Here is a 22,407-nt window from a genome sequence, read left to right as displayed (position 1 = left end):
CGAAACCACTTCTACCGTCCGGGATTACGAGATGGCGTTCACCGCGGTGGACAGCCGCTGCTTGAACGCGTCCGGAATGGGAACGTACCCGTGGTCGGCCAAACCGTTCTGGCCCACGCCGATTGTGCTCTGCAGGAAGGCTTTTACCGCCGCGGCGACCTCATGGTCGGGATACTTCGAGCACACCACCTCGTAGGTCGCCAGCACGATGGGGTAGGAGTCGGGCTGGCTGGGCCGGTAGAACGAGATCGTGTCCAGGACCAGGTCGTTGTTCTTGTTGACGATCCCGGCCGCGGCGATGGTCTTGGCCACCGAGTCCGCGCTGATTGCCACCGGGTTCGGGCCGGCCGATGTGACGATCTTGGCCATGCCGAGCTGGTACGCCTGAGCGAACGACCATTCGTTGTAGCTGATCGCCCCTTCGGTGCGTTTGACGGCGGCCGAGGTGCCGTCGTTGCCCATGGCGCCCTCGCCGACACCACCCAGGAACGTCTTGCCGGCGCCCTTGCCCCAGGCGCCGTCCGAGGCCGTGTCGAGGTAGCGCTGGAAGTTGTCCGACGTGCCCGACTCGTCGCTACGGAACACCACGTGAATTCGCTGCGCGGGCAGCGTCACGCCCGGGTTCAGCGCCGCGATAGCAGGATCGTTCCACTGGCTGATGGTTCCGTTGAAGATTTTGGCCGCCGTCGGGCCGTCCAGCGACAACGAGGTGAGGCCGCTGACGTTGTAGGTGATGGCCACCGGCCCGAACACCACCGGCAGGTTCCACGCGTCGGAGCCGCAGCGTGGCCGTGCGGAGTTGTATTCGTCCGGGGTCAGCGGCGAGTCGGATCCGGCGAAATCGGTTTGGCCGCCGATGAACTCGCGGATGCCGGCGCCCGATCCGTTGGCCGTGTAGTCCAGCGTCTTGTCGCTGCAGGCCTGTTCGTAGGCCTTCACGAACCGAGTCATCGCATTGACCTGGGCCGTGGAACCGCTGGCTTTGAGTGCCTTGCGCCCGCCGCAGTCGACGCCGACCGCGGGTGCATTACTCGATGCGCTGGGCGCGCTCGCCTTGTGGTCACTCCCGCACCCGCAGATCACCAGCGGTGACAACGCCACAGCCACCCAGGCGCCAAAGCTTCTCAGGTTCAATTCAGTTCCTCGAATTCAGTCGACTGGCCGCCCATATCGTCACTGCAGTTCGGTGCCGGTCAGCCCGGTTGAACCATATTTCAACTGTGGTGCACGGAGAATTAACGAGCCATGACATCCAGGAATCGCAAGGGTGAATGGAATCTGAGGGATTCGAGGGTGCCAACCTGCCGCGAAGTGGACGGTGGGTAAACAGCACATGTACAGCAGCTGCCCGTCCCGCTGGAACTGCGGCTCACTACCGGAGAAAATCGGTGGTTGACAGCTCACTCACACGGACGCGGTCCGCTGGGCTGTCGTCAGCATGTCGTCTATCTCTGGAGTCTCCGAAATGTCTTTGCGCCCGCTTAGGGTCGTCGTGATGTTCCTGGCATTGCTCGGCGCTCACACGGTCCCCGTCGCGCACGCTGACTCCGTCGACGACAGATTTCTGGCACAGCTGCGCTCGGAAGGCATCACCGACCACATCTCGAACGCACACGCCATCGAAGCGGGCCACTTCGTGTGCGTGAAACTCGACAACGGAATGTCGCCCAACGACGTGGCCACCGATGTGCTCAACAGCAGCAGCATGCCCGCGTATCACTCCGGATACTTCGTCGGCGCCGCCATCGATGCGTATTGCCCGCGTCACAAGGAGAAATTGGGTTCGTCCTAAAAAGGCGACTTTCCAACTGCGAGATTCTTTTCCGGCGGCTCGATTCCAAGAGGCAAAAGTGCACGTCAACCCCACCATCTGGCAGGCTGCGGGGACGCCGTCCGGGGCATTGCGCAACGTGCCTCGGTTGATCGATGCCGAAGTTGGTCGGGCGCTGTTACTGTGTCGTTACAACGGACGTTTTCATATTGCCGTCGAGTGAACAAATCCCGACTATGCAGCGTTGGGGGCGACCTCGCGCCGCGCAGTCCTCTACTCTCTTGCGAGAGAGCGTGCTGGGATGATTTGAGGGAGGAAACAGCATGTCGTTCGTGTCCACACAGCCAGAGGCGCTGGCCGCTGCGGCCGGGAATTTGCAGGGCATCGGCACCACCATGAGTGCCCAGAACGCCGCCGCCGCGGCGCCCACCACCGGAGTGGTTCCCGCTGCCGCCGACGAGGTGTCGGCGCTGACCGCGGCGCAGTTCGCGGCGCACGCGCAGATGTACCAGGCCGTCAGTGCGCAGGCGGCTGCGATTCACGAGATGTTCGTGAACACCCTGACCACCAGTTCGGGTTCGTACGCGGCTACCGAAGCCGCCAACGCAGCCGCAGCCGGCTGACCGATCTGGCAGATGTTGCGAAACGGGTCAGCTTCGGACTCAGGTCCGACAGCGTCGTTTCGCTGGGCGGTGATTCCGGAGTCGAGTGGCTTGGTCGGAGGCCCTCACTGCGGATCACCTGCATACGCCGTCAACGCGAACAACGGGGTTCGGGTTCGACACCTTTCCGGCCGTGACGCAGCCCGGTGGCCGCCGGCTGACGGAAAAGGGGGTTCTCCGTAGTTTTCCCGGTCGGCGGTTACATCCGTGTGGCGCTGATCGGCCATCGCGTTGTTACACATTCAACAAACCACTGAATTAATCAAGGAGACAGCAAGTGGCTACACGCTTCATGACCGACCCGCACTCGATGCGGGCGATGGCAGGCCGTTTCGAGACTCACGCTCAGACCGTCGAGGACGAGGCGCGCCGGATGATGGCGTCCTCGCAGAACATTTCCGGCGCCGGCTGGAGTGGTCTGGCCGAGGCCACCTCGATGGACACCATGACCCAGATGAACCAGGCCTTCCGCAACATCGTCAACATGCTGCACGGCGTTCGCGACGGACTGATCCGGGACGCCAACAACTACGAGCAGCAAGAGCAGGCCTCCCAGCAGATCCTCAGCAGCTAGCCACTCACGCCCTAGCTGCGTAATCTTTCAAACGTTAGGAGAACATCAGAATGACCATCAATTACCAGTTCGGGGATGTCGACGCCCACGGTGCGCTCATCCGCGCGCAGGCCGCCAACCTGGAGGCCGAGCACCAGGCCATCGTTCGCGATGTGCTGGCTGCCGGTGACTTCTGGGGCGGCGCCGGTTCGGTGGCTTGCCAGGAGTTCATCACCCAGTTGGGTCGCAACTTCCAGGTGATCTACGAGCAGGCCAACGCTCACGGCCAGAAGGTTCAGTCCGCCGGCAGCAACATGGCGCAGACCGACAGCGCCGTCGGCTCCAGCTGGGCCTAGATAACCGAAACCTGCGGGCGCGGCAGCACACCAAGCAAGACGGTGTGCTGCCGTGTCCTGCAGTCAACTGGAAGTACCACCGGTAATACAACGGAGGTCGCACAATAAGACCACCGAGGAACGAGAAGGGGCACTGAGTAGGGATGGATCAACAGAGCACCCGCACTGACATCACCGTCAACGTCGATGGCTTCTGGATGCTTCAGGCGCTGCTGGATATCCGGCACGTTGCGCCCGAGCTGCGGTGCCGGCCCTACGTGTCCACCGACAACAACGACTGGCTCAACGAGCACCCGGGCATGGCCGTGATGCGTGAGCAGGGCATCGTCGTGGGCGACGAGGTCAACGAACACGTCGCCGCCCGCATGAAGGTGCTCGCCGCGCCCGACCTCGAGGTGATCGCGCTGTTGTCCCGCGGCAAATTGCTGTACGGCATCGTCGAAGACGAGAACCAGCCGCCCGGGTCGCGCGACATCCCCGACAACGAATTCCGGGTGGTGCTGGCCCGGCGGGCACAGCACTGGGTCTCGGCGGTCCGGGTTGGCAACGACATCACCGTCGACGACGTCGTCGTCTCCGACAGCGCCTCGATCGCGTCGCTGGTGCTCGACGGCCTCGAATCGATCCACCACGCCGACCCGGCGGCGATCAACGCGGTCAACGTGCCGCTGGAGGAAATGCTCGAGGCCACCAAGTCCTGGCAGGAATCCGGATTCAACGTCTTCTCCGGCGGCGACCTGCGCCGCATGGGCATCAGTGCCTCCACCGTGGCCGCGCTGGGGCAGGCCTTGTCCGACCCCGCGGCCGAGGTCGCCGTCTACGCGCGCCAGTACCGCGACGACGCCAAGGGGCCGAGCGCGTCGGTGCTCTCCCTGAAAGACGGATCCGGCGGACGTATCGCGTTGTATCAGCAGGCGCGCACGGCCGGATCGGGTGAAGCGTGGCTAGCTATCTGCCCGGCCACGCCGCAACTGGTCCAGGTGGGAGTGAAGACCGTTTTGGACACCCTGCCGTACGGCGAATGGAAATCGCACAGCAGGGTTTAACAGCGCCGTTACGAAAATCGCAGTACAACAACAACTTTGAACATAAAATGCGAGGTGGATGCCGACACGGCATACTGCTTTCAGCAACGGGTTGCAAAACTAAAAACCAACACGTCAACCACAACTCATACGCGCGAGGCGAGGCAAATGAAATTGGAGTCAGTCCAGCCGAAGCTCCTTAGGGGCGGCGGCGTGACAGGAGCCCCGGCAATCGTGCCGACACAGGCCGGCATGGCAGGGGGTGCAGGACGATGACCGCAGTAGCTGATGCGCCACAGACTGACGTAGAGGGCATCTCGTCGCCCCGGGCCGTCGTCGTCGGGATCATGGCCGGCGAGGGTGTCCAGATCGGTGTGTTGCTGGACGCCAACGCCCCCGTCTCGGTGATGACCGACCCGCTGCTCAAGGTGATCAACAGCCGGCTCCGGGAACTGGGGGAGACGCCGCTGGAAGCCACCGGGCGCGGCCGTTGGGCCCTGTGCATGGTCGACGGCACCCCGCTGCGCGCCGCCCAGTCGTTGACCGAGCAGGACGTCTACGACGGTGACCGGCTGTGGATCCGGTTCATCGCGGACACCGAGCACCGGTCCCAGGTCATCGAGCACATCTCGACGGCGGTGTCGGCGAACCTGAGCAAGCGCTTCGCCGCGATCGACCCGGTCGTCGCCGTGCAGGTCGGCGCGTCGATGGTGGCGACCGGGGTGGTCCTGGCGTCCGGCGTGCTGGGCTGGTGGCGCTGGCACCACAACTCCTGGCTGACCACGATCTTCGCCGCGATCGTCGCCGTACTGGTGCTCACCGTCTCGGTGCTGCTGCTGGTGCGCGCCAAGACCGACGCCGACCGTCGTGTCGGTGACACCCTGCTGATGAGCGGGCTGGTTCCGCTCACCGTCACTGCCGCCGCCGCACCCCCCGGTCCGGTCGGTTCGCCCAACGCCGTGCTGGGCTTCGGCGTCCTGGCCGTCGCTGCGGCCCTGGCGTTGCGCTTCACCGGGCGGCGGTTGGCGATCTACACCGCGATCGTGACCGTCACCGCGCTGGCCACCCTGGCCAGCCTGTCCCGGATGGTGGCGGCCACCAGCGCGGTGACCCTGCTGTCCTGCCTGGTGCTGGCCAGCGTCCTGCTGTACCACGCTGCTCCGGCGCTGGCCCGGCGCCTGGCCGGGATCCGGTTGCCGGTGTTCCCGTCCGCGACCAGCCGCTGGGTGTTCGAGGCGCGGCCCGACCTGCCCACCACGGTGGTGCGGACCGAGGGCGGTCCGCCGACCCTGGAAGGTCCGGCGTCGGTGCGCGACGTGTTGCTGCAGGCGGAGCGTGCGCGGTCGTTCCTGAGCGGTCTGCTGGTGGGGCTCGGTGTCCTGATGGTCGTGTGCCTGAGCGCCCTGTGCAACCCGCACACCAACGAGCGCTGGCTGCCGCTGCTCCTCGCGGGTTTCAGTGCCGGCTTCCTGCTGCTGCGCGGCCGCTCCTACGTCGACCGTTGGCAGGCCATCACGCTGGCCGCGACCGGGGTGATCATCATCGCCGCCGTCGCGGTGCGCTACGCGCTGGTGCTGTCGTCGCCGCTGTCGGTGTCGATCGCCGCCGCGGTCCTGGTCGCGCTGCCGACCGCCGGTCTGACTGCCGCCGCGGTGGTGCCGAACACCATCTACAGTCCGCTGTTCCGCAAGTTCGTGGAGTGGATCGAGTACCTCTGCCTGATCCCGATCTTCCCGCTGGCCTTGTGGTTGATGAACGTCTATGCAGCCATCCGATACCGGTAGGGCCCGTTCGTGGCGGGGCCGCGCAGCCAGCGCGGCCATCGCCGCGACCGTGCTCGCCGGTGGGGCGCTGGCGGGATTGCCACCGGCGTATGCCATCACGCCGCCGCCGTTCGATCCGGGTGCGATACCGCCGGACGGCCCGCCCGGCCCGATCGCGCCGATGAAGCAGAACTCCTACTGCACCGAGGTAGGAGTTCTGCCCGGTACGGACTTCAAGATCCCGCCGAAGTACATGGAGATGCTGAGCCTCAGCGAGGCGTGGCGCTTCGGCCGAGGTGAGGGAATCAAGGTCGCGGTCATCGACACCGGCGTGACGCCGCACCCCAGGTTGCCGCGACTCGCCCCGGGTGGCGACTACGTGATGGCCGGCGACGGGCTGTCGGACTGTGACGCGCACGGCACCCTGGTGGCATCCATGATCGGTGGTGCGCCCGCCAACGGTGCGGCGGCGCCGCCGGCCGCGCCACGCCGACCGATTCCCGTTCCCACTCAGGAGAAGCCGCCGCCGCCACAGACGGTGACGCTCTCACCGGTTCCGGGACCCACCATCACCGTGATCCCCGCGCCGCCCCCGTCCTCCGAAGGGGCGCCGCCCGGCCCGGCACCGGGACCGGGCCAGGCCCCGGCGGCCAGTCACGGCGGCGGCACCATCACCATCCCCGGCTACACCGGTGGTCGACGGATCGCCGGTGTCGGGATGGGCGGGACCAGTCCGCTTCCGCTGGACCCGGCAACCACCACCACGACGACGACCACCACGACGACCCCGACGACGACTACGACGTCTGGTGCGTCACCGACGCCGTCGTCGGCGAGCCCCGCACCGGCCCCGCCGCCCGGCCCCGCTGCGGCGCCGGCGGACGCATTCAGCGGAGTCGCCCCCGGAGTCGACCTGATCTCCATCCGTCAGTCGAGTTCGGCGTTCACCCTCAAGGACGCCTACACCGGCGAGGAAGACCCGCAGACCGCGGCGAAAATCGACAACATCCAGACGATGGCGCGCGCGATCGTCCATGCTGCCAACATGGGCGCTTCGGTGATCAATATCTCCGAGGTGACCTGTATCAGCGCCCGCAATCCGATTGACCAGCGGGTGCTGGGCGCCGCGGTGCACTACGCCGCGGTCGAGAAGAATGCGCTGATCGTCGCTGCTGCCGGGGACAGCAGCAAGAAGGACTGCAAGCAGAACCCGACGTTCGATCCGTTGTCGCCGAAGGACCCGCGCAACTGGAGTGCCGTGACCACTGTGGTGACGCCGTCCTGGTTCAGCGACGACGTCCTCACCGTCGGCGCCGTCGACCCCAACGGGCAACCGATGACCCAGATGAGCATCGCCGGGCCGTGGGTGTCGATCGCGGCGCCGGGAACCGACGTGATGGGTTTCTCCAACCGTGACGACGGTCTGATCAATGCCATCGACGGGCCCGACAACACGCTGCTGACGCCGGCCGGCACCAGTTTCGCCACGGCCATCGTCTCGGGGGTGGCGGCATTGGTGCGCGCCAAGTTCCCCGAACTGTCGGCCTACCAAGTCATGCAGCGGCTGATCCATACGGCCAGGCCGCCCGCTCGAGGAGGAGTGGACAACCAGGTCGGATACGGTGTCGTCGACCCGGTCGCGGCATTGACATGGGATGTCCCTGCGGGGCCGCCCCAGGCACCCAAAGTCCTCTCGGCACCGCTGCAGCTGCCGAAGGCGCCCCCGCCGCGCAACATGGTGCCGGTGTGGGTAGCGACCGGGGGGCCTGGCCGCGGCATTACTGATAGGCGGAGCAGTGTTCGGAACAGCGTCATTGATGCGGCGATCGCGGAAGCAACGATGAAAGCTCAGCGTAAATTCGGGTTGTCCTTGACCTGGCCCCGCCTCACCGCGGTGTTCCTGGTCGACGTGCTGATCCTGGTGCTCGCCAGCCACGCCCCCGCGTCCTGGCAGGGCGAGAACCGGGTGGCGTGGTGGATCGGTGTCGCAATTGCGGTCCTGGTGACGCTGCTGTCGATCGTCACCTACCACGGCATCACCGTGACCTCGGGATTGACGGCCTGGTTGTGGGACTGGTCGGCGGACCCCGGCACCGCGCTGGGCGCCGGCTGCACCCCGGCTAACGACTTCAAACGCCGATTCGGCCGCGACACGGTCGGGGTGCGCGAATATCGCGGCCAACTGGTGGCCGTGGTCGAGGTGGACGGCGGCGACGGCGAGCACCCCGGCCGGCATCGCCACCGCCCGACGGGTTCGGCGCCGATCCTGCCGGTGGCAGCGGTCGCGGACGGGTTACGGCAGTTCGATATCCAACTCGACGCCATCGACATCGTCTCGGTCGAGGTACGCGGCGGCGCGGAAGCCGCCCGCGCCTCGGCCTCGCTGGAGGAGTGGGGTCCGGAAGGGTGGGGCGCCAACGACGGTGCGACCGAACGAACGGGCACCGACCGCCGCCGCACCTGGTTGGTGTTGCGGATGAACCCGCAACGCAACGTCGCCGCCGTGGTCTGCCGCGACTCGCTGGCCGCGACACTGGTGGCGGCAACCGAGCGGCTGGTGCAGGACCTGGACGGGCAGAGCTGTGCGGCGCGGCCCTTGACCGCCGACGAGCTGGCCGAGGTCGACAGCGCGGTGCTGGCCGATCTGGAACCGACCTGGAGCCGCCCGGGCTGGCGACACCTGAAGCACTTCAACGGGTACGTGACCAGCTTCTGGGTGACCCCATCGGATATCAGCACCGAAACACTGCGTGACCTTTGGCTCTCGGACGCGCCGGAAGTTGGCGCTACCGTGGTCACCGTGCGACTGAATTCACGGGCGGGCCGCCCTCAGCTGTCGGCGTGGGTGCGTTATCACAGCGAGGGCCGGCTGAGCCGGGACCTGACCGCCGGACTCAACCGGCTCACCGGGCGCCAGCTCGCGGCGGTGCGGGCCAGTCTGCCGGCGCCGTCCGCCAAGCCACATCTGGTCGTGCCGAGCCGCGACCTGCGAGACCACGACGAGCTGGAGCTGCCAGTAGGCCACGAGGCGGAGCGCGTATCTAGCTCAGCAGCACAATGACCCGCGCGCAGTCAGCTGCCGAAGATGCCAGAAACGCCATGGTCGCCGGCCTGCTGGCGTCGGGTATCTCGGTCAACGGGCTGCAACCCAGCCATAACCCGCAGGTCGCGGCGCAGATGTTCAGCACCGCGACCACGCTGGATCCCGGGATGTGCGACGCCTGGCTGGCGCGGATCCTGTCCGGCGACCAAAGCATCGAGGTACTCGCCGGCGCCTGGGCGGCGGTAAGGACGTTCGGCTGGGAGACCCGGCGCCTCGGGGTCACCGACCTGCAGTTTCGCCCCGAGGTCTCCGACGGACTGTTCCTGCGACTGGCTGTGACCAGCGTGGACTCCCTGGCCTGCGCTTACGCGGCGGTGCTGGCGGAGAACAAGCGGTACGAGGAGGCGGCCGACCTGCTCGACGCCACCGAACCGCGGCACCCCTTCGACGCCGAGTTGGTCAGCTACGTGCGCGGAGTGCTCTATTTCCGCACCAAACGCTGGCCGGACGTGCTGGCGCAATTCCCGGAGTCCACCCAGTGGCGGCACCCCGAGTTGAAGGCCGCCGGGGCCGCGATGGCCACCACAGCGCTGGCGTCGCTCGGTGTCTTCGAGGAGGCTTTCCGCCGCGGTCAGGACGCCATCGAGGGGGATCGGGTGCCAGGCGCGGCCAACATCGCCCTCTACACCCAGGGCATGTGCCTGCGGCACGTCGGCAGGGAGGACGAGGCGGTCGAGCTGCTGCGGCGCGTCTACTCCCGCGACGCGAAGTTCACCCCGGCGCGGGAGGCCCTGGACAACCCCAACTTCCGCCTGGTGCTGACCGACCCGGAGACGATCGAGGCCCGCACGGACCCGTGGGATCCGGACAGTGCCCCGTCGCGGGCTCAGGCCGAGGCGGCCCGCCACGCCGAGGAGGCCGCGAAGTACCTGGCCGAAGGCGACGCCGAGCTCAACGCGATGCTCGGAATGGAGCAGGCCAAAAAGGAAATCAAGCTCATCAAGTCGACGACCAAGGTGAACCTGGCGCGGGCCAAAATGGGCCTCCCGGTTCCGGTCACCTCGCGTCACACATTGTTGCTGGGACCCCCCGGCACCGGAAAGACCTCGGTGGCGCGCGCGTTCAGCAAACAGTTGTGCGGCTTGACCGTGCTGCGCAAGCCGGTAGTGGTGGAGACCAGCCGCACCAAGCTGTTGGGCCGCTACATGGCCGACGCCGAGAAGAACACCGAGGAGATGCTCGAAGGCGCACTGGGCGGGGCGGTCTTCTTCGACGAGATGCACACCCTGCACGAGAAGGGTTACTCGCAGGGCGACCCCTATGGCAACGCGATCATCAACACGCTGCTGCTGTACATGGAGAACCATCGCGACGAACTGGTGGTGTTCGGGGCCGGCTACGCCAAGGCCATGGAAAAGATGCTCGAGGTGAATCAGGGTCTGCGGCGGCGCTTTTCGACCGTCATCGAGTTCTTCAGTTACACACCGGACGAGTTGATCGCGCTTACCCAGCTGATGGGCAAAGAGAACGAGGACGTCATCACCGACGAGGAAGCCGCGATCCTGCTGCCGTCGTACACCAAGTTCTATCTCGACGAAACCTACTCCGAAGACGGCGACCTGATCCGCGGGATCGACATGCTCGGCAACGCCGGCTTCGTGCGCAACGTGGTGGAAAAAGCCCGCGACCACCGAAGTTTCCGGCTCGACGACGAAGACCTGGACGCCGTGCTGAACAGTGATCTCACCGAATTCAGCGAATCGCAGCTGCGCCGGTTCCGGGAATTGACGCGCGACGACCTCGCCGAGGGCCTCAGTGCCGCCGTCGCGGAGAAAAAGTCGAACTGACCGCAGCTGGGCCGCTTTCGAGCGGACACCCCTTACGACCTGCCGTTATCGCCTCAGCCAGTTACGCTGTGTGAACTCGTTTTAGGACAAGAGGGGTGGCCGCGTCCGGCAGATTCCGCCGGGTGACCTCACCCCGATTGCGCGATCACGGCGGCGCTCCCGTGTGCCCCGAACGGCGACGGGAGGTGATGCCGCATTGGCCGGATGATGACTGCGGAAATCGTTGCCAATTCACCCGATCCGGTCGCGGCGCCTGCATGAAACCAGTCACACGCATAGACCTGCACAGCGGCATTCCGTAGCCGGATCGGACTATCCCGAAAAGGAGAAGCCCGATGTTTGTTGTGCGACAACAGGAATCGCTAGCAGTAGCCCATCGTCAATTTGGAGTCCGCTGTGCGGCAACGCAATTCGTCATGGCGGTCGATGCGCGCCCAGTCCGGCTGGCACCGCGCTCGGTGGAGGGGGTGTAGGCAGTGGATTTCGGGGCATTACCGCCAGAGCTGAACTCGCTGCGCATGTACACCGGTGCGGGCTCGGCGCCACTGCTGGCAGCTGCGGCGGCCTGGGATCGCGTGGGCGCCGAGTTGCGTTCGGCGGCAGCCGCGTACGAAACCGTGATTTCGGTGCTGACCAGCGACGGCTGGCGAGGGCCGGCGTCGGCTTCGATGGAGGACGCGGTCACACCGTATATGACGTGGATGACCCTGACCGGTCTGCAAGCCGAGCAGGCCGCGTCTCAGGCCGTCGCGGCCGCCGGCGCCTACGAAGCGGCCTACGCCATGACCGTGCCCCCGGCCGCAATCGCCGCCAACCGTGAGCAGCTGGCGGTCCTGGTGGCGACCAACCTGATCGGTCAGAACACGCCGGCGATCGCGGCCACCGAAGCCGCGTACGGCGAGATGTGGGCCCAGGATGCGGCGGCGATGTACGGCTACGCTGTCAGCTCCGCGGCGGCAGCCACGCTGCAACAGTTCACCCAACCGGCGCAGACCACCAATCCCAGTGGGCAGGCCAACCAGGCCGCGGCGGTCACCCAGGCGGCCGGCGATGCGGCCGGCACGCTGGTGCAGACCGAGCTGCCGCAGCTGATGTCGTCGGTACCCGACGCGCTGCAGGGTCTTGCCTCACCCGCCGCGGCGCTGTCGCCCTCGAGTCTCGCCGCCGGCCTGGACCCGGGCGGGCTGTTGGCGGGCATCCTGAATTTCCTGGACGGCAACGACGGCAACCCGTACGGCATTTTCCTGAACTCCTCGCTGTCCAACGGCTTCGTCTCGGCCGGATACGTCAGCCCGGCCGTGGTCGGCCCGGCCGTCTGGGCCGCGATGGCCGACATCAACGCGGTCGCGCTGGGCGCGCAGGAAGGCGCTGCGGTGCCGCCGATGGGGTCCGGTGAGGGCAATGCCTCGTGGATTCCGGCCGGTACGCCGGCCAGTTCGGCGACTCTGCCCAGCCTGGGGCGACGACGGCGGCCGCATCGCCGGCCGCGGTGGTGGCCGCGGGGACGAATCAGGCCGCGATGGTCGGGCGGTTGTCGGTGCCGCAGACCTGGACGGCGGCGACCTCGGTGGCCAACCATGCCGGCGCTGCCGCCCCCGGCGGCGGCTGGACCAGCACCGTAGCTCCCGAGGCGGGCATGCCTGGGCTGCCCGGCATGCCGCTTGGTGGCATGTCCGGGCAGAGCTTCGGCAATCCGCCGCGGTACGGATTCCGCCCGACGATCATGGGGCGCCCGCCGGCCGCCGGGTGAGGAGGGGGGAGGCAACCGCGACGGTTGGTTGAAGGAGGTGCCGGTATTGGATTTCGGAGCACTCCCACCTGAAGTGAATTCCCTGCGCATGTACACCGGACCCGGGTCGGCGCCGATGCTGGCCGCCATGCAGGCCTGGGCTGCCGTCGCCGACGAGATGCAGTCGGCGGCAGCAGCGTACGAGTCGGTGACGTCGACGCTGGTCAGCGACGGTTGGCGCGGCCCGGCCGCCACGGCCATGACGGCAGCGGTCGCGCCGTATCTGGCCTGGTTGGATCTGACCGCCGCGCTGGCCGCCCAGACCGCTGGTCAGGCCGCCGCGGCGGCGGCGGCCTCCTACGACGCCGCGTTCGCTGCCACCGTGCCCCCCGGCGGTGGTGACGGCGAACCGCGTCCGGCTGGTCGCGTTGGTGGCCACCAACTTCCTCGGCATCAACGCGCCCGCCATCGCGGCGACCGAAGCCGAGTACGCCCAGATGTGGGCGCAGGATGCCACCGCGATGTACGCCTACGCGGCGAGCGCCGCCGACGCGGTCGCGCTGACCCCGTTCGCCGAACCCACCCCGACCACCGACTCGGCCGGGCTGGCCGAACAGTCTTCTGCTGTCTCCCAGGCTCTGGGGACGGGCGCGAGCAGTCCCATCCAGAGCGAATGGTCGCAGCTGACGTCGGCGGTGTCCGCGACCGTGCACAGCCTGGCGGCGCCGGCTTCGCCGCTGGATGCGGTTCCCCAGTCGGGCCTGCTCGCCGACATCCTGAACTTCCTGGACGGCAACGACGGAAACCCCTACGGCATCTTCCTCAACTCCACCTTGGTGAACGGCTTCGTCTCGGCGGGTTACACCGCTCCCGGACAGATCATGCCCGCGATCACCGGGGCGATGTCCGACTTCGACTCGCTGGCTGCGGGCGGCCCGGAGGCGGGCGCGGCCATACCGCTGAGCGCCGCCGGCCCCGGCGATGCCTCGTGGACCGGCGCGACCTTCCCGCCAGCGGGTACGGGCACCGCGGTGGCGGCAGGCGACCAGGCCACCCTGGTCGGCCGGCTGTCGGTGCCACCGAGCTGGGCTTCGGCCGTCGAGGTGGTCGAAAGCAACGCCACCCCGCTGGTGGGCGGCGGAGAGCTCGGGGCGGCACCTGCCGCGGCGGCACCCGGCGCCCCGGGCACTCCGGGCGTGCCGGGCGTCATGACCGCCGGTGCGCCGCGGCACTATGGCAACGGGCCCCGCTACGGGTTCAAGCTGACGATCATGCCGCGCCCGCCCGCGGCGGGCTGATCGAGCGGCCGGTACGCGACCTGTGGATCCGCGCGGCCTGTGCAACGGCGACTTGCGCGCCCCTGACACCCGTTGAGCGGCCACAGTCAGGGCTCACAGCCGACTTTCAGAGACGAGACAGCCATCTGGCAGCTCCTGAGACGACCTCGTCCGCGCAGATTGCGTACGTTATCCCTAACGTAAGGAGGGACGTCATGGCACGCAGCTGCGAACACGGCGGTGTCGATTTCGATGCGGCGATCCCGAGGCCGGCAACCCGAGTGCCGGCTTGCATCCAACCGGGCCGAGAGCCCCGCCTGCGGGCGGCAGCACGCGTGACCCTGGGCAAGCGACGAAGGTCCGACGATGCCGGCTCCACCTGAGACGGCGCACGCGCAGCGTTTTTCCTGAACTCCACCGTCCACACATTCGGCCAATTATTTCTTTGACGCCGAATGAGAATTCAGGCTGTAATTAATTCAGTGATTCACACCATTATGTCGTTTGTGTGCGACAAATCAGATTTGACCGGTTGCGCCAGGAGCAATATGCCGTTGACCAGCGCTGACGATATTCAGCTGCGTGCCTCCCGGCGTGATAACTGAAAACCAACTGCACAAAAACTCTTGTTTACATTCCCATTACTCAGCGGGAACCAGCCGAAAATATCTTCTTCCGAAGATAGCTCGCAGCAGCCGGGAAATCCCATGTTTTTCATGCACGCGGGACCGACGCTGCAGCAGAACCGAAAACCGAAGTCGTCGAATTCGCATAAGCAACGGAACGCAAGAACGAAGCGTTCCGGTGCGCAGAGCGCATGAATGGACCGAGGCGAGCTCGATGACCACCGTCAGGGGTGAGGGGATGATAGGCGTGGATTACGGGGCGCTACCACCGGAGATCAATTCCGGGCGCATGTACACCGGTCCGGGCGCGGGGCCGATGTTGGCCGCCGCGGCGGCGTGGGACGATCTGGCCAGCGAATTGCATTCCACCGCAGCCGCTTTCATGTCCACGGTCGAAGGCCTGGTGGCCGTAACGTGGCAGGGACCCAGCGCGATGTCGATGGCCGCGGCGGCCGGCCCTTACGTGTCGTGGCTTTCGGCCACCGCCGCCCGCGCCGACGAGGCCGGTGCGCAGGCCAAGGCGGCTGCAGCCGCATACGAAACCGCGTTCGTGGCAACGGTTCCGCCGCCGGTGATCTCGGCCAACCGGACGTTGCTGCTGATGCTCGTCGCCACCAATATCCTGGGCCAGAACACACCGGCGATCGCCACGACCGAAGCCCACTACGCCGAGATGTGGGCTCAGGATGCCGCGGCGATGTACGCCTACGCCGGATCATCGTCAGTGGCAACGCGTTTGACGTCGTTCACCGATCCACCGCAGACCACCGCCGAAACGGGCACGGCCGCGCAAGCGGCGGCGGTCTCGCAGGTCAGCGGCAGCCAGTCCGCTGCGACCGTCGGCAACGAGCTGTCCCAATTGATCGCTTCGATCCCGCATGCGTTGCAGGGCATGGCGACAACGCTTCAGGCGGCGCCCACGACCGGGTCGACTTCGTTGCTGTCCGGGCTCGCCCTACCCCAGCTGACCTCGGTGTCGTTGCCGCCGGCCCTGGCGACAGACGTGGCGAACTGGAACTCGATGCTCAGCGTCCTCACCGGCTCCTACTCGCTGCAGGGCTTGAGTTCTGTTCCCGGAGGGCCGTTCCTGTCGTTCGGACAGGTCTACGCGTACGCCCAGAACGGACAGGGACTGCAGTCCTTCCTGACCCCCGTCCAGCCCATCAGCGGCGCTTTGGCGCCGATCGCTCAGCCCCTGACGCCGCATGTGAGCGCCGCCGGTTCGGTGGGCAGCGTCGCCTCCGCGTCGATGGGCCGCGCCGCCATGGTGAGTGGGCTATCGGTGCCGCAGAGCTGGACCACGGCCGCCCCGGCCTTCCGCACCCTCGCCGCGACCCTGTCGACGAACCTGGCCGCGGCTCCTGCGGCCGCGTCGAGCGCCGAGGCCGGCATGTTCGGGCAGATGGCGCTGTCGGGACTGGCCGGGCGCGCACTCGGGGCCACCGTGGGCGGCAGTAGCGGCAGCGCCGCCGTCGCAACGTCACTCGGGGGCGTGGTCGCCGAAGCCGACCCGGCCGCCGCCATGATCTTCGTGCTCCCACCGCTGGAGGACTGACCCATGACGCACGCGAACCCAGCTAGGGGGTAACAGTGTTCTACGCAGCATTTCCGCCCGAGATCAATTCCGGCCGGATCTACAGCGGACCGGGATCCGGACCGATGCTGGCCGCCGCGGCGGCCTGGAACGGCCTGGCCGCCGAATTACAGGCCACCGCCATGTCCTATTCGTCGGTGATCGCCGGCCTGACCAGTGGACCCTGGGTGGGGCCGTCGTCGCTCGCCATGGCCGCCGCCGCCACGCCTTACGTCGCCTGGATGAGCAGCACGGCAGCACAGGCGGCGCAGGCGGCCGAGCAGGCCGTTGCCGCGGCATCGGCTTACGAGGCCGCCTTCGCCGGGCACGTGCCACCGTCGCAGATCGCCGCCAACCGCAGTTACTTGGCGACGCTGGTGGCCACGAACCTGTTCGGCCAGAACACCGCCGCGATCGCCGCGACCGAGGCCCAGTACGGCGAGATGTGGGCCCAGGACGCGGTGGCGATGGACGGCTACGCCGCCTCTTCGGCGGCCGCGACCGACATCACGCCGTTCACCGAACCGCCCCAGATCGTCAACGTCGGGGGGCTGGTCGACCAGGCACTTTCGGCTGGGCAGACGCTGAGCAACTCGGTTGGCGCCGCGACCCAGTCGATCCTGTCCGCGAGCACCCCGTTGACGCAACTACTCCAGGTGGGGGCGAACCTGAGCACCGACTACACCGCAACCATCAACGGATTGCTCAACGGCCTGTTCGGTTCCAGTGGCGCAACGACGTTCACCACGCTGTATTCGGCGGTGAAGGTTCCGCTGGGCTTCACCACGCAGTTCAACGACATCGGATTGCTGGTCAACTTTCCGGCATCGCAGTTCCTCAAGTTCGGCCCCAAGTCGATATCCAGCTTCGGTGAGCTACCCAAGGACGCATTGGGCGGTGGCCTTACCCCGCACTGGGGACGCGGCTGGCTGACCAGTGCGGTAACACCAAGTCCCACTGCCAATTTCGGCCGGGGCACCCTGGTGGGATCGTTGACCGTGCCGCCGAGCTGGACAGCCAACACGCCGGCCATTCGCACTGTCGCCGCCGCCTTGTCGGCCGCCGGGCCCGAGGCGGTGCCGGCAGCCGAACTGGGCCGGGGCGGTCTGCTGAGTTCAATGTCGTTGGCCGGCATGGCCGGAAGTGCTTTCGGGGCCGGGGCTCCCTCGGCCGTGTCCGGCGCCCGGGGCCGGATCACACCGGTCAAAGACCTCAAAGACCTCAAGTCACCAGAGATGTTGAAGCGCATGGTCGCCCAGATCTCCGAGCGGCCCGAGAGCGTCCAGCACCACACGGTTGACCAGGAAGGGCTGGACGCTCTACTCGTGCAGCTGGCCAAGAGGCCGGGCGTGCACGCGGTGCATCTCACCAAGAGCACGCCGAAAGTCGTGCCAGCAGATGCGCAATCCGGTTAGTTTGCAACCTATTTCGTGAAACCGCCGAATCGTCGGCGACTTTTTCAGGGAGGTACTCTTGCGAAAGCTGCTGGCGGTGATCGCCACCTGCGTCATGATCGGCTCTGCCGCACCGGCGGAAGGCGAGCCGGGCGACGAATCGATCACCAACGACACCCCGGCTACCGATGACGCCGGTTTCCTTGCCGCCCTGCGCACCGCCGATATCGGTTACTCCAGCCCCGCGCAAGTAATCACGTCCGCCAAAGCGGTGTGCACCTGTTTGGACAACGGCGAATCGGGATTCGAACTCATCCACGATGTGAAGACGCGCAACCCCGGCTTCACCCTGGACGCCGCGGCCGAATTTGCGGTCATTTCTGCTAAATACTATTGCCCACATCAACTGTCCAAGGCGTAACCCTTTACCACCGCTGGTAGAGATGTCGCTGCGTGCAGATATTTCTGCCAAACATTGTTGCCCAGATCAACTATCGAAGGCGTGACGCTTTGCTCGCGGCGCTGCCGTCATTTCTGGCCCGCATTAATTGCGACTTCCGGCGAACGCCGTGCAGCGGCACGAGTACGTCGGCGGCGCGCGGTAGGTGAACCGGCTCCGGCGGCAGCTCATCGGGTAACGACGACGGACGCCCGGGATCACAGCGCCCGAGCCGGGGGCGCACCCGGGGAATGCAATCCTGACCAGCAGACGTCCGCCAGCTTCGGCGCGAGCCATTGCACCGGCCGACGCCACGCGTGGAATCCCGCGGCGCGATATAGGGGTACTTGGTGAGTCTTATATGAGACTCGCAAGTTCGGCCCGCGACCGGGAAAGCCGTGATTACGATGGCTGGCACCGAAGGAGCGGAGGGGATTCTAGATGGACTTCGGGGCGCTGCCGCCAGAAGTCAATTCTGGACGAATGTATACGGGGGCGGGATCCGGACCGATGCTGGCCGCGGGCGCGGCCGGGGACGCGCTGGCCGCGGAGTTGCATGCCACGGCGGCGTCCTACGGCGCGGCGATCGACGGTATGACGGTGGGAACCTGGCACGGTCCGGCCGCGGCATCGATGGCCGCCGCCGCCATTCCCTATGTGGCCTGGATGACCGCGACCGCAACCGGAGCAGAGCAAACCGCTGCCCAGGCCAAGCTCGCGGCCGGGGCCTACGAGGCCGCCTTCGCCGCAACGGTGCCGCCGCCGGTGATCGAAGCCAACCGGGCGCTGTTGATGACGTTGATTGCGACCAATCTGCTGGGACAGAACACGGCCGCGATCGCCGCCACGGAAGCCCAGTATGCGGAAATGTGGGCGCAGGACGCCGCGGCCATGTACGCCTACGCGGCATCCTCGGCGGCTGCAACCGTATTGACGCCCTTCACCGCGCCGCCGGAAACCACCGCCCCGGGCGGGGCGGCCGATCAAGCGGCGGCCGTCGGCCAGGCTGCCGGCAGCGCGGCCGCCACCGACGTCCAGTCGCAGCTGACGCAGCTGGTCAACCTGTTCCCGTCCATGCTGCAGAGCCTGGCGACGACATCCGCCGCTCCGGCGGCGACGACGCCGGTGGGCAACGTCGTCGAAGGCATCTACCCGTTCGCCGCAGCTATCCGACCCTTCTTTGCCGCCATAACCGGTGCCTACAGTCCGATCATTCCGTTCGTGCTGGGTGGCGGTTGGTGGCTGTTCAGCCTGCAGATCCTCGGCCTGTCGCAGAACGCGCCGGGGGTGGCCACCCTGCTGAACAGCGGCGGGAAGCCGATCGCCGGCCTGTCGCCGCTGCGCGGAGGCTACGTCGCGTCCGTCGCGCCGGGCGGGGCCACCGCGTCCCTGGGGCAATCCACCCTGGTCGGGTCGCTGTCGGTGCCGCGAGGCTGGGTGACGGCCGCGCCGGTGCTGCGGACGATGGCCTCGGTGCTGCCGGGTGCGACTCCGGAGGCTCTCGCCGCCGTCCCCGCGGCGGCCGAAGGGGGGCTGTTCGGGGAGATGGCCATGGCCAGCCTGGCCGGGCGCGCGCTGGCCGGCGCCACCGTGCGCACCGTCAGCAACGGCGCTGCCGGCGCCACCGGCGCCGCGGCAGCCGGTGAAGAAGTCGCCAGCACGGCGACCATCATCGTGATACCGGCGGACTGAACGGAAGGCGGGGCCGATGAGTTTTGCGGCGCGACCACCGGAGATCACCTCCGGTCTGATGTACACGGGTCCGGGTGCGGGGCCGATGATCGCGGCGGCCACCGCGTGGGACGCGTTGGCGGCCGAACTGCAGGACACGGCCGCGTCCTACGGCGCGATCATCGAAGGCCTGGTCAACGACGGATGGACCGGTCCGTCGTCGGGCGCGATGGCGGCCGCGGTGGCGCCCTACGTGAGCTGGATGTCCGCCACCGCGACACAGGCCAAGGCGGCGGGCGAGCAGGCGAAGGCGGCGGTGTCCGCCTACGAGACGGCTTACGCCGCGGTGGTGCCGCCGGCGGAGATCGCGCTCAACCGCAGTGAGCTGGCCCAGCTGGTGGCCACGAACATCTTCGGGCAGAACACCGGTGCGATTGCCGCCCTCGAGGCGCAGTACGGGGAGATGTGGGCCCAGGACACCACCGCGATGTTCGGTTACGCCAACGCCTCGGCCGCCGCGGCCAAGCTGACGCCGTACGCCGAACCACCCCAGGTCACCGACGCCTCCGGACTCGCCGGTCAGCAAGCGGCGGTGGGGCAGGCCAGCGGGCTGGCCGCCGGAACGGCCGCGGCCACCGCGGCTGCGACCGCCGCTCCCACGGCGGCGCCCGCCTTCCCATTCGACGTCGTCCTGCAGGCGTTGCAGGCGCTCGGTCAGGCCGGTACCGCCTACATGCAAGGCATGTCCGAACTGCTCAACACCCTGACCGGCACCACGGTGGGCGGTCCGACCTGGGAGCTGATGTTCGGTATCGTCGCCGACATCGGCCGATTCAGCACGGTGGCCAACGACGTCATGAGTGCGCCCAACCTGGGCATGACCGAGTTCAAGCTGTTCTGGAAGCCGCCACTCGAGAACATCCCCAAATCTGCCCTGGGAGCCGGGCTGGGCATGGCGCCGACCGGCGGACTCACCAGTGCCGTGTCGGCAGGTGCCGGGGAGGCCAACGTGGTGGGAAAGCTGTCGGTGCCGCCCAGCTGGGCATCGGCCACGCCCGCGATCCGGATGGTCTCCAACGTGTTGCCGGCCACCAGCATGGCCGCCGCCCCCGCGGCGGGGATTCCGGCCGACCTGGTCAACCAGATGGCCCTGGGGAGCCTGACCGGCGGCGCGGTGGGCAGCGTAGGGGCGCAGGTCTACAGCGGAAGCGGTGCTCGGGCCCGTGCCGGCGGTGAGAAGGGCCCGGTGGAGCCGGTCAAGCTGGACAGCGTGATCGCCAAGCTGCAGCAGGAACCGGAGGCGGTACAGCACTGGAACGTCGACAAAGCGGGGCTGGACGGGCTGCTCGACAAACTGTCCAAAAAGCCCGGAATCCACGCGGTGCACGTGTCCAGCGGTGACAAACCCAGGGTCACGCTGCCCGACGCGCAGTAGAGGTGGCGTTTCTGGTGATCCACGCGAGACTTCTGCCGGCGGTTGTGGGCGCCGTCGCGTTGCTGAGTCTGGCGCCGGCCGTGCACGGTGACCCCGGCGACCCCGGCGGCAGTGACGCGGCGTTTCTCGCTGCCCTGAAAAATGCCGGTATCGCCGTTCCCGATCCGGCCAGGGCGATCACGTCCGCGCAAGCCGTGTGCGGCCTGATGCGCAACGGCGAAACCGGACTGCAGGTTCTGACCGACGTGAAGAACCAGAACCCGGCACTGACCCTGGACGGCGCCGCCCTGTTCACGGCCATCGCATCGAACACGTATTGCCCCGAGCACCTGGGGCAACCCGAAGGTGGCTACTTCTGACGGGCAGCCCTCAGCTCCTGGTTTGCCTGCCCTCCACCTGGTGTTAACCCAAATCTGATTACCTGCTGATGCCGTTTCGCAATCGGGAGAGGGGGGCGGGCACGGTGCACACACTGACCAACGCCGAGTTCGCGCTCCGCCTGGCGGTAGGGCTGGGATGCGGCGCGCTGATCGGCTTCGAACGCCAATGGCGAGCCCGGATGGCGGGGCTGCGGACCAACGCGCTGGTGGCCACCGGCGCGACACTGTTCGTGCTGTACGCCGTGGCCACCGAGGACACCAGCGCCACCCGGGTGGCCTCCTATGTGGTGTCGGGAATCGGGTTCCTCGGCGGCGGGGTGATTCTGCGCGAGGGTGCCAACGTGCGCGGTCTCAACACTGCTGCCACGCTGTGGTGCTCGGCGGCGGTGGGGGTGCTGGCCGCATCCGGGCATCTGGTGTTCGCGCTGATCGCCACCGGCACCGTCGTCCTGATCCATCTGCTGGGCCGCCCGCTGGGCCGTCTCATCGACCATGACAACTCCGGCGACGACGACGAGGGTCTCGAGCCGTATCAGGTCCAGGTGATCTGCCGGCCCAAGTCGGCGAAGTATGCCCGTGCCCAGATCGTGCAGCACACCCGCAGCAACGACATCATCCTGCGCGGCATCCACACCGGGGCGAGCGGAGAAGACAACATCACGCTGACCGCCCATGTGCTGCTGGACGGTCACTCGCCGGCCAGGCTGGAGAATCTGGTGGCCGAATTGTCCTTGCAGCCGGGCGTCCACGCCGTGCACTGGTATGCCGGTGAGACCAGCGCCGCCGGACTGCCCGCCCCGCAATCCGACTGATCAGGGCCGCGGCTGCGGACCCGGATGTCGGGAAACGGCCGCGGGCTCACC

The 22,407-nt window shown here is 67.4% G+C and carries 18 protein-coding genes and 2 pseudogenes; 19 read left to right on the top strand and 1 reads right to left on the bottom strand.

What is annotated here, in order from left to right; all coding sequences use genetic code 11:
* Positions 1 to 24 precede the first annotated feature (24 nt).
* The gene (pstS, locus tag L6444_RS14650) at positions 25 to 1,134 is read right to left on the bottom strand and encodes a phosphate ABC transporter substrate-binding protein PstS (protein WP_236983659.1); all 1,110 of its coding nucleotides are present in this window, start codon (positions 1,132 to 1,134) and stop codon (positions 25 to 27) included.
* 361 nt (positions 1,135 to 1,495) lie between these two features.
* Between pstS and L6444_RS14645 the strand changes: the two genes are divergently transcribed.
* From L6444_RS14645 to L6444_RS14555, 19 genes and pseudogenes are all read left to right on the top strand, one after another.
* The gene (locus L6444_RS14645) at positions 1,496 to 1,792 is read left to right on the top strand and encodes a DUF732 domain-containing protein (RefSeq protein WP_236983657.1); all 297 of its coding nucleotides are present in this window, start codon (positions 1,496 to 1,498) and stop codon (positions 1,790 to 1,792) included.
* Positions 1,793 to 2,094: 302 nt separating this feature from the next.
* A complete protein-coding gene (locus L6444_RS14640) occupies positions 2,095 to 2,394 on the top strand; it encodes a PE family protein (protein ID WP_236983655.1) in 300 nt (99 codons plus the stop codon).
* A gap of 316 nt (positions 2,395 to 2,710) precedes the next feature.
* Entirely contained in the window at positions 2,711 to 3,007 is a 297-nt protein-coding gene (locus tag L6444_RS14635; protein WP_180913534.1) for a WXG100 family type VII secretion target, read from the top strand.
* A 50-nt stretch (positions 3,008 to 3,057) separates the two neighbouring features.
* Complete coding sequence (locus L6444_RS14630) at positions 3,058 to 3,342, top strand: WXG100 family type VII secretion target (RefSeq protein WP_083111340.1); 285 nt, start codon at positions 3,058 to 3,060, stop codon at positions 3,340 to 3,342.
* A gap of 143 nt (positions 3,343 to 3,485) precedes the next feature.
* Positions 3,486 to 4,388 carry an ESX secretion-associated protein EspG gene (locus L6444_RS14625; RefSeq protein WP_236983653.1) on the top strand — a complete coding sequence of 301 codons (903 nt, stop codon included), beginning with the start codon at positions 3,486 to 3,488 and terminating at the stop codon, positions 4,386 to 4,388.
* Positions 4,389 to 4,639: 251 nt separating this feature from the next.
* On the top strand, positions 4,640 to 6,151 hold the full coding sequence (gene eccD / locus L6444_RS14620; RefSeq protein WP_236983652.1) for a type VII secretion integral membrane protein EccD: 1,512 nt from the start codon (positions 4,640 to 4,642) through the stop codon (positions 6,149 to 6,151).
* A pseudogene (gene mycP, locus L6444_RS14615) lies at positions 6,129 to 7,974 on the top strand (type VII secretion-associated serine protease mycosin). Before eccD ends, mycP begins: the two are co-directional and overlap by 23 nt.
* Positions 7,971 to 9,191: a type VII secretion protein EccE gene (gene eccE, locus L6444_RS14610; RefSeq protein ID WP_236983650.1), complete on the top strand. Its 1,221-nt coding sequence runs from the start codon at positions 7,971 to 7,973 to the stop codon at positions 9,189 to 9,191. Before mycP ends, eccE begins: the two are co-directional and overlap by 4 nt.
* Positions 9,188 to 11,020, top strand: a complete 1,833-nt coding sequence (gene eccA, locus L6444_RS14605; protein ID WP_236983648.1) for a type VII secretion AAA-ATPase EccA — start codon at positions 9,188 to 9,190, stop codon at positions 11,018 to 11,020. Before eccE ends, eccA begins: the two co-directional genes overlap by 4 nt.
* Before the next feature lie 476 nt (positions 11,021 to 11,496).
* Positions 11,497 to 12,642, top strand: a complete 1,146-nt coding sequence (locus tag L6444_RS30635) for a PPE family protein (protein ID WP_459561282.1) — start codon at positions 11,497 to 11,499, stop codon at positions 12,640 to 12,642.
* Positions 12,540 to 12,770 (top strand): PE/PPE C-terminal domain-containing protein, encoded by a 231-nt coding sequence (locus L6444_RS31130; RefSeq protein WP_236983646.1) that lies wholly within the window; start codon positions 12,540 to 12,542, stop codon positions 12,768 to 12,770. The genes L6444_RS30635 and L6444_RS31130 overlap by 103 nt, the downstream gene beginning before the upstream one ends.
* Before the next feature lie 46 nt (positions 12,771 to 12,816).
* A pseudogene (locus L6444_RS14590) lies at positions 12,817 to 14,047 on the top strand (PPE family protein).
* A gap of 852 nt (positions 14,048 to 14,899) precedes the next feature.
* Positions 14,900 to 16,207: a PPE family protein gene (locus L6444_RS14585; protein WP_236984135.1), complete on the top strand. Its 1,308-nt coding sequence runs from the start codon at positions 14,900 to 14,902 to the stop codon at positions 16,205 to 16,207.
* 35 nt (positions 16,208 to 16,242) lie between these two features.
* Complete coding sequence (locus tag L6444_RS14580; RefSeq protein WP_236983644.1) at positions 16,243 to 17,640, top strand: PPE family protein; 1,398 nt, start codon at positions 16,243 to 16,245, stop codon at positions 17,638 to 17,640.
* 58 nt (positions 17,641 to 17,698) lie between these two features.
* The gene (locus tag L6444_RS14575) at positions 17,699 to 18,040 is read left to right on the top strand and encodes a DUF732 domain-containing protein (RefSeq protein WP_236983642.1); all 342 of its coding nucleotides are present in this window, start codon (positions 17,699 to 17,701) and stop codon (positions 18,038 to 18,040) included.
* A gap of 459 nt (positions 18,041 to 18,499) precedes the next feature.
* A complete protein-coding gene (locus L6444_RS14570; RefSeq protein WP_236983640.1) occupies positions 18,500 to 19,750 on the top strand; it encodes a PPE family protein in 1,251 nt (416 codons plus the stop codon).
* Between the two features lie 16 nt (positions 19,751 to 19,766).
* A complete protein-coding gene (locus L6444_RS14565; RefSeq protein ID WP_236983638.1) occupies positions 19,767 to 21,164 on the top strand; it encodes a PPE family protein in 1,398 nt (465 codons plus the stop codon).
* Between the two features lie 2 nt (positions 21,165 to 21,166).
* Positions 21,167 to 21,523, top strand: a complete 357-nt coding sequence (locus tag L6444_RS14560) for a DUF732 domain-containing protein (RefSeq protein WP_236983636.1) — start codon at positions 21,167 to 21,169, stop codon at positions 21,521 to 21,523.
* A 104-nt stretch (positions 21,524 to 21,627) separates the two neighbouring features.
* The gene (locus tag L6444_RS14555; protein WP_236984133.1) at positions 21,628 to 22,356 is read left to right on the top strand and encodes an MgtC/SapB family protein; all 729 of its coding nucleotides are present in this window, start codon (positions 21,628 to 21,630) and stop codon (positions 22,354 to 22,356) included.
* Positions 22,357 to 22,407 lie beyond the last annotated feature (51 nt).

This window comes from Mycobacterium kiyosense, assembly GCA_021654635.1.
Taxonomy (GTDB): Bacteria; Actinomycetota; Actinomycetes; order Mycobacteriales; family Mycobacteriaceae; genus Mycobacterium; species Mycobacterium kiyosense.
The sequence above is the reverse complement of the archived record's forward strand: the minus strand, read 5'-3'. Positions and strand labels throughout refer to the sequence as shown.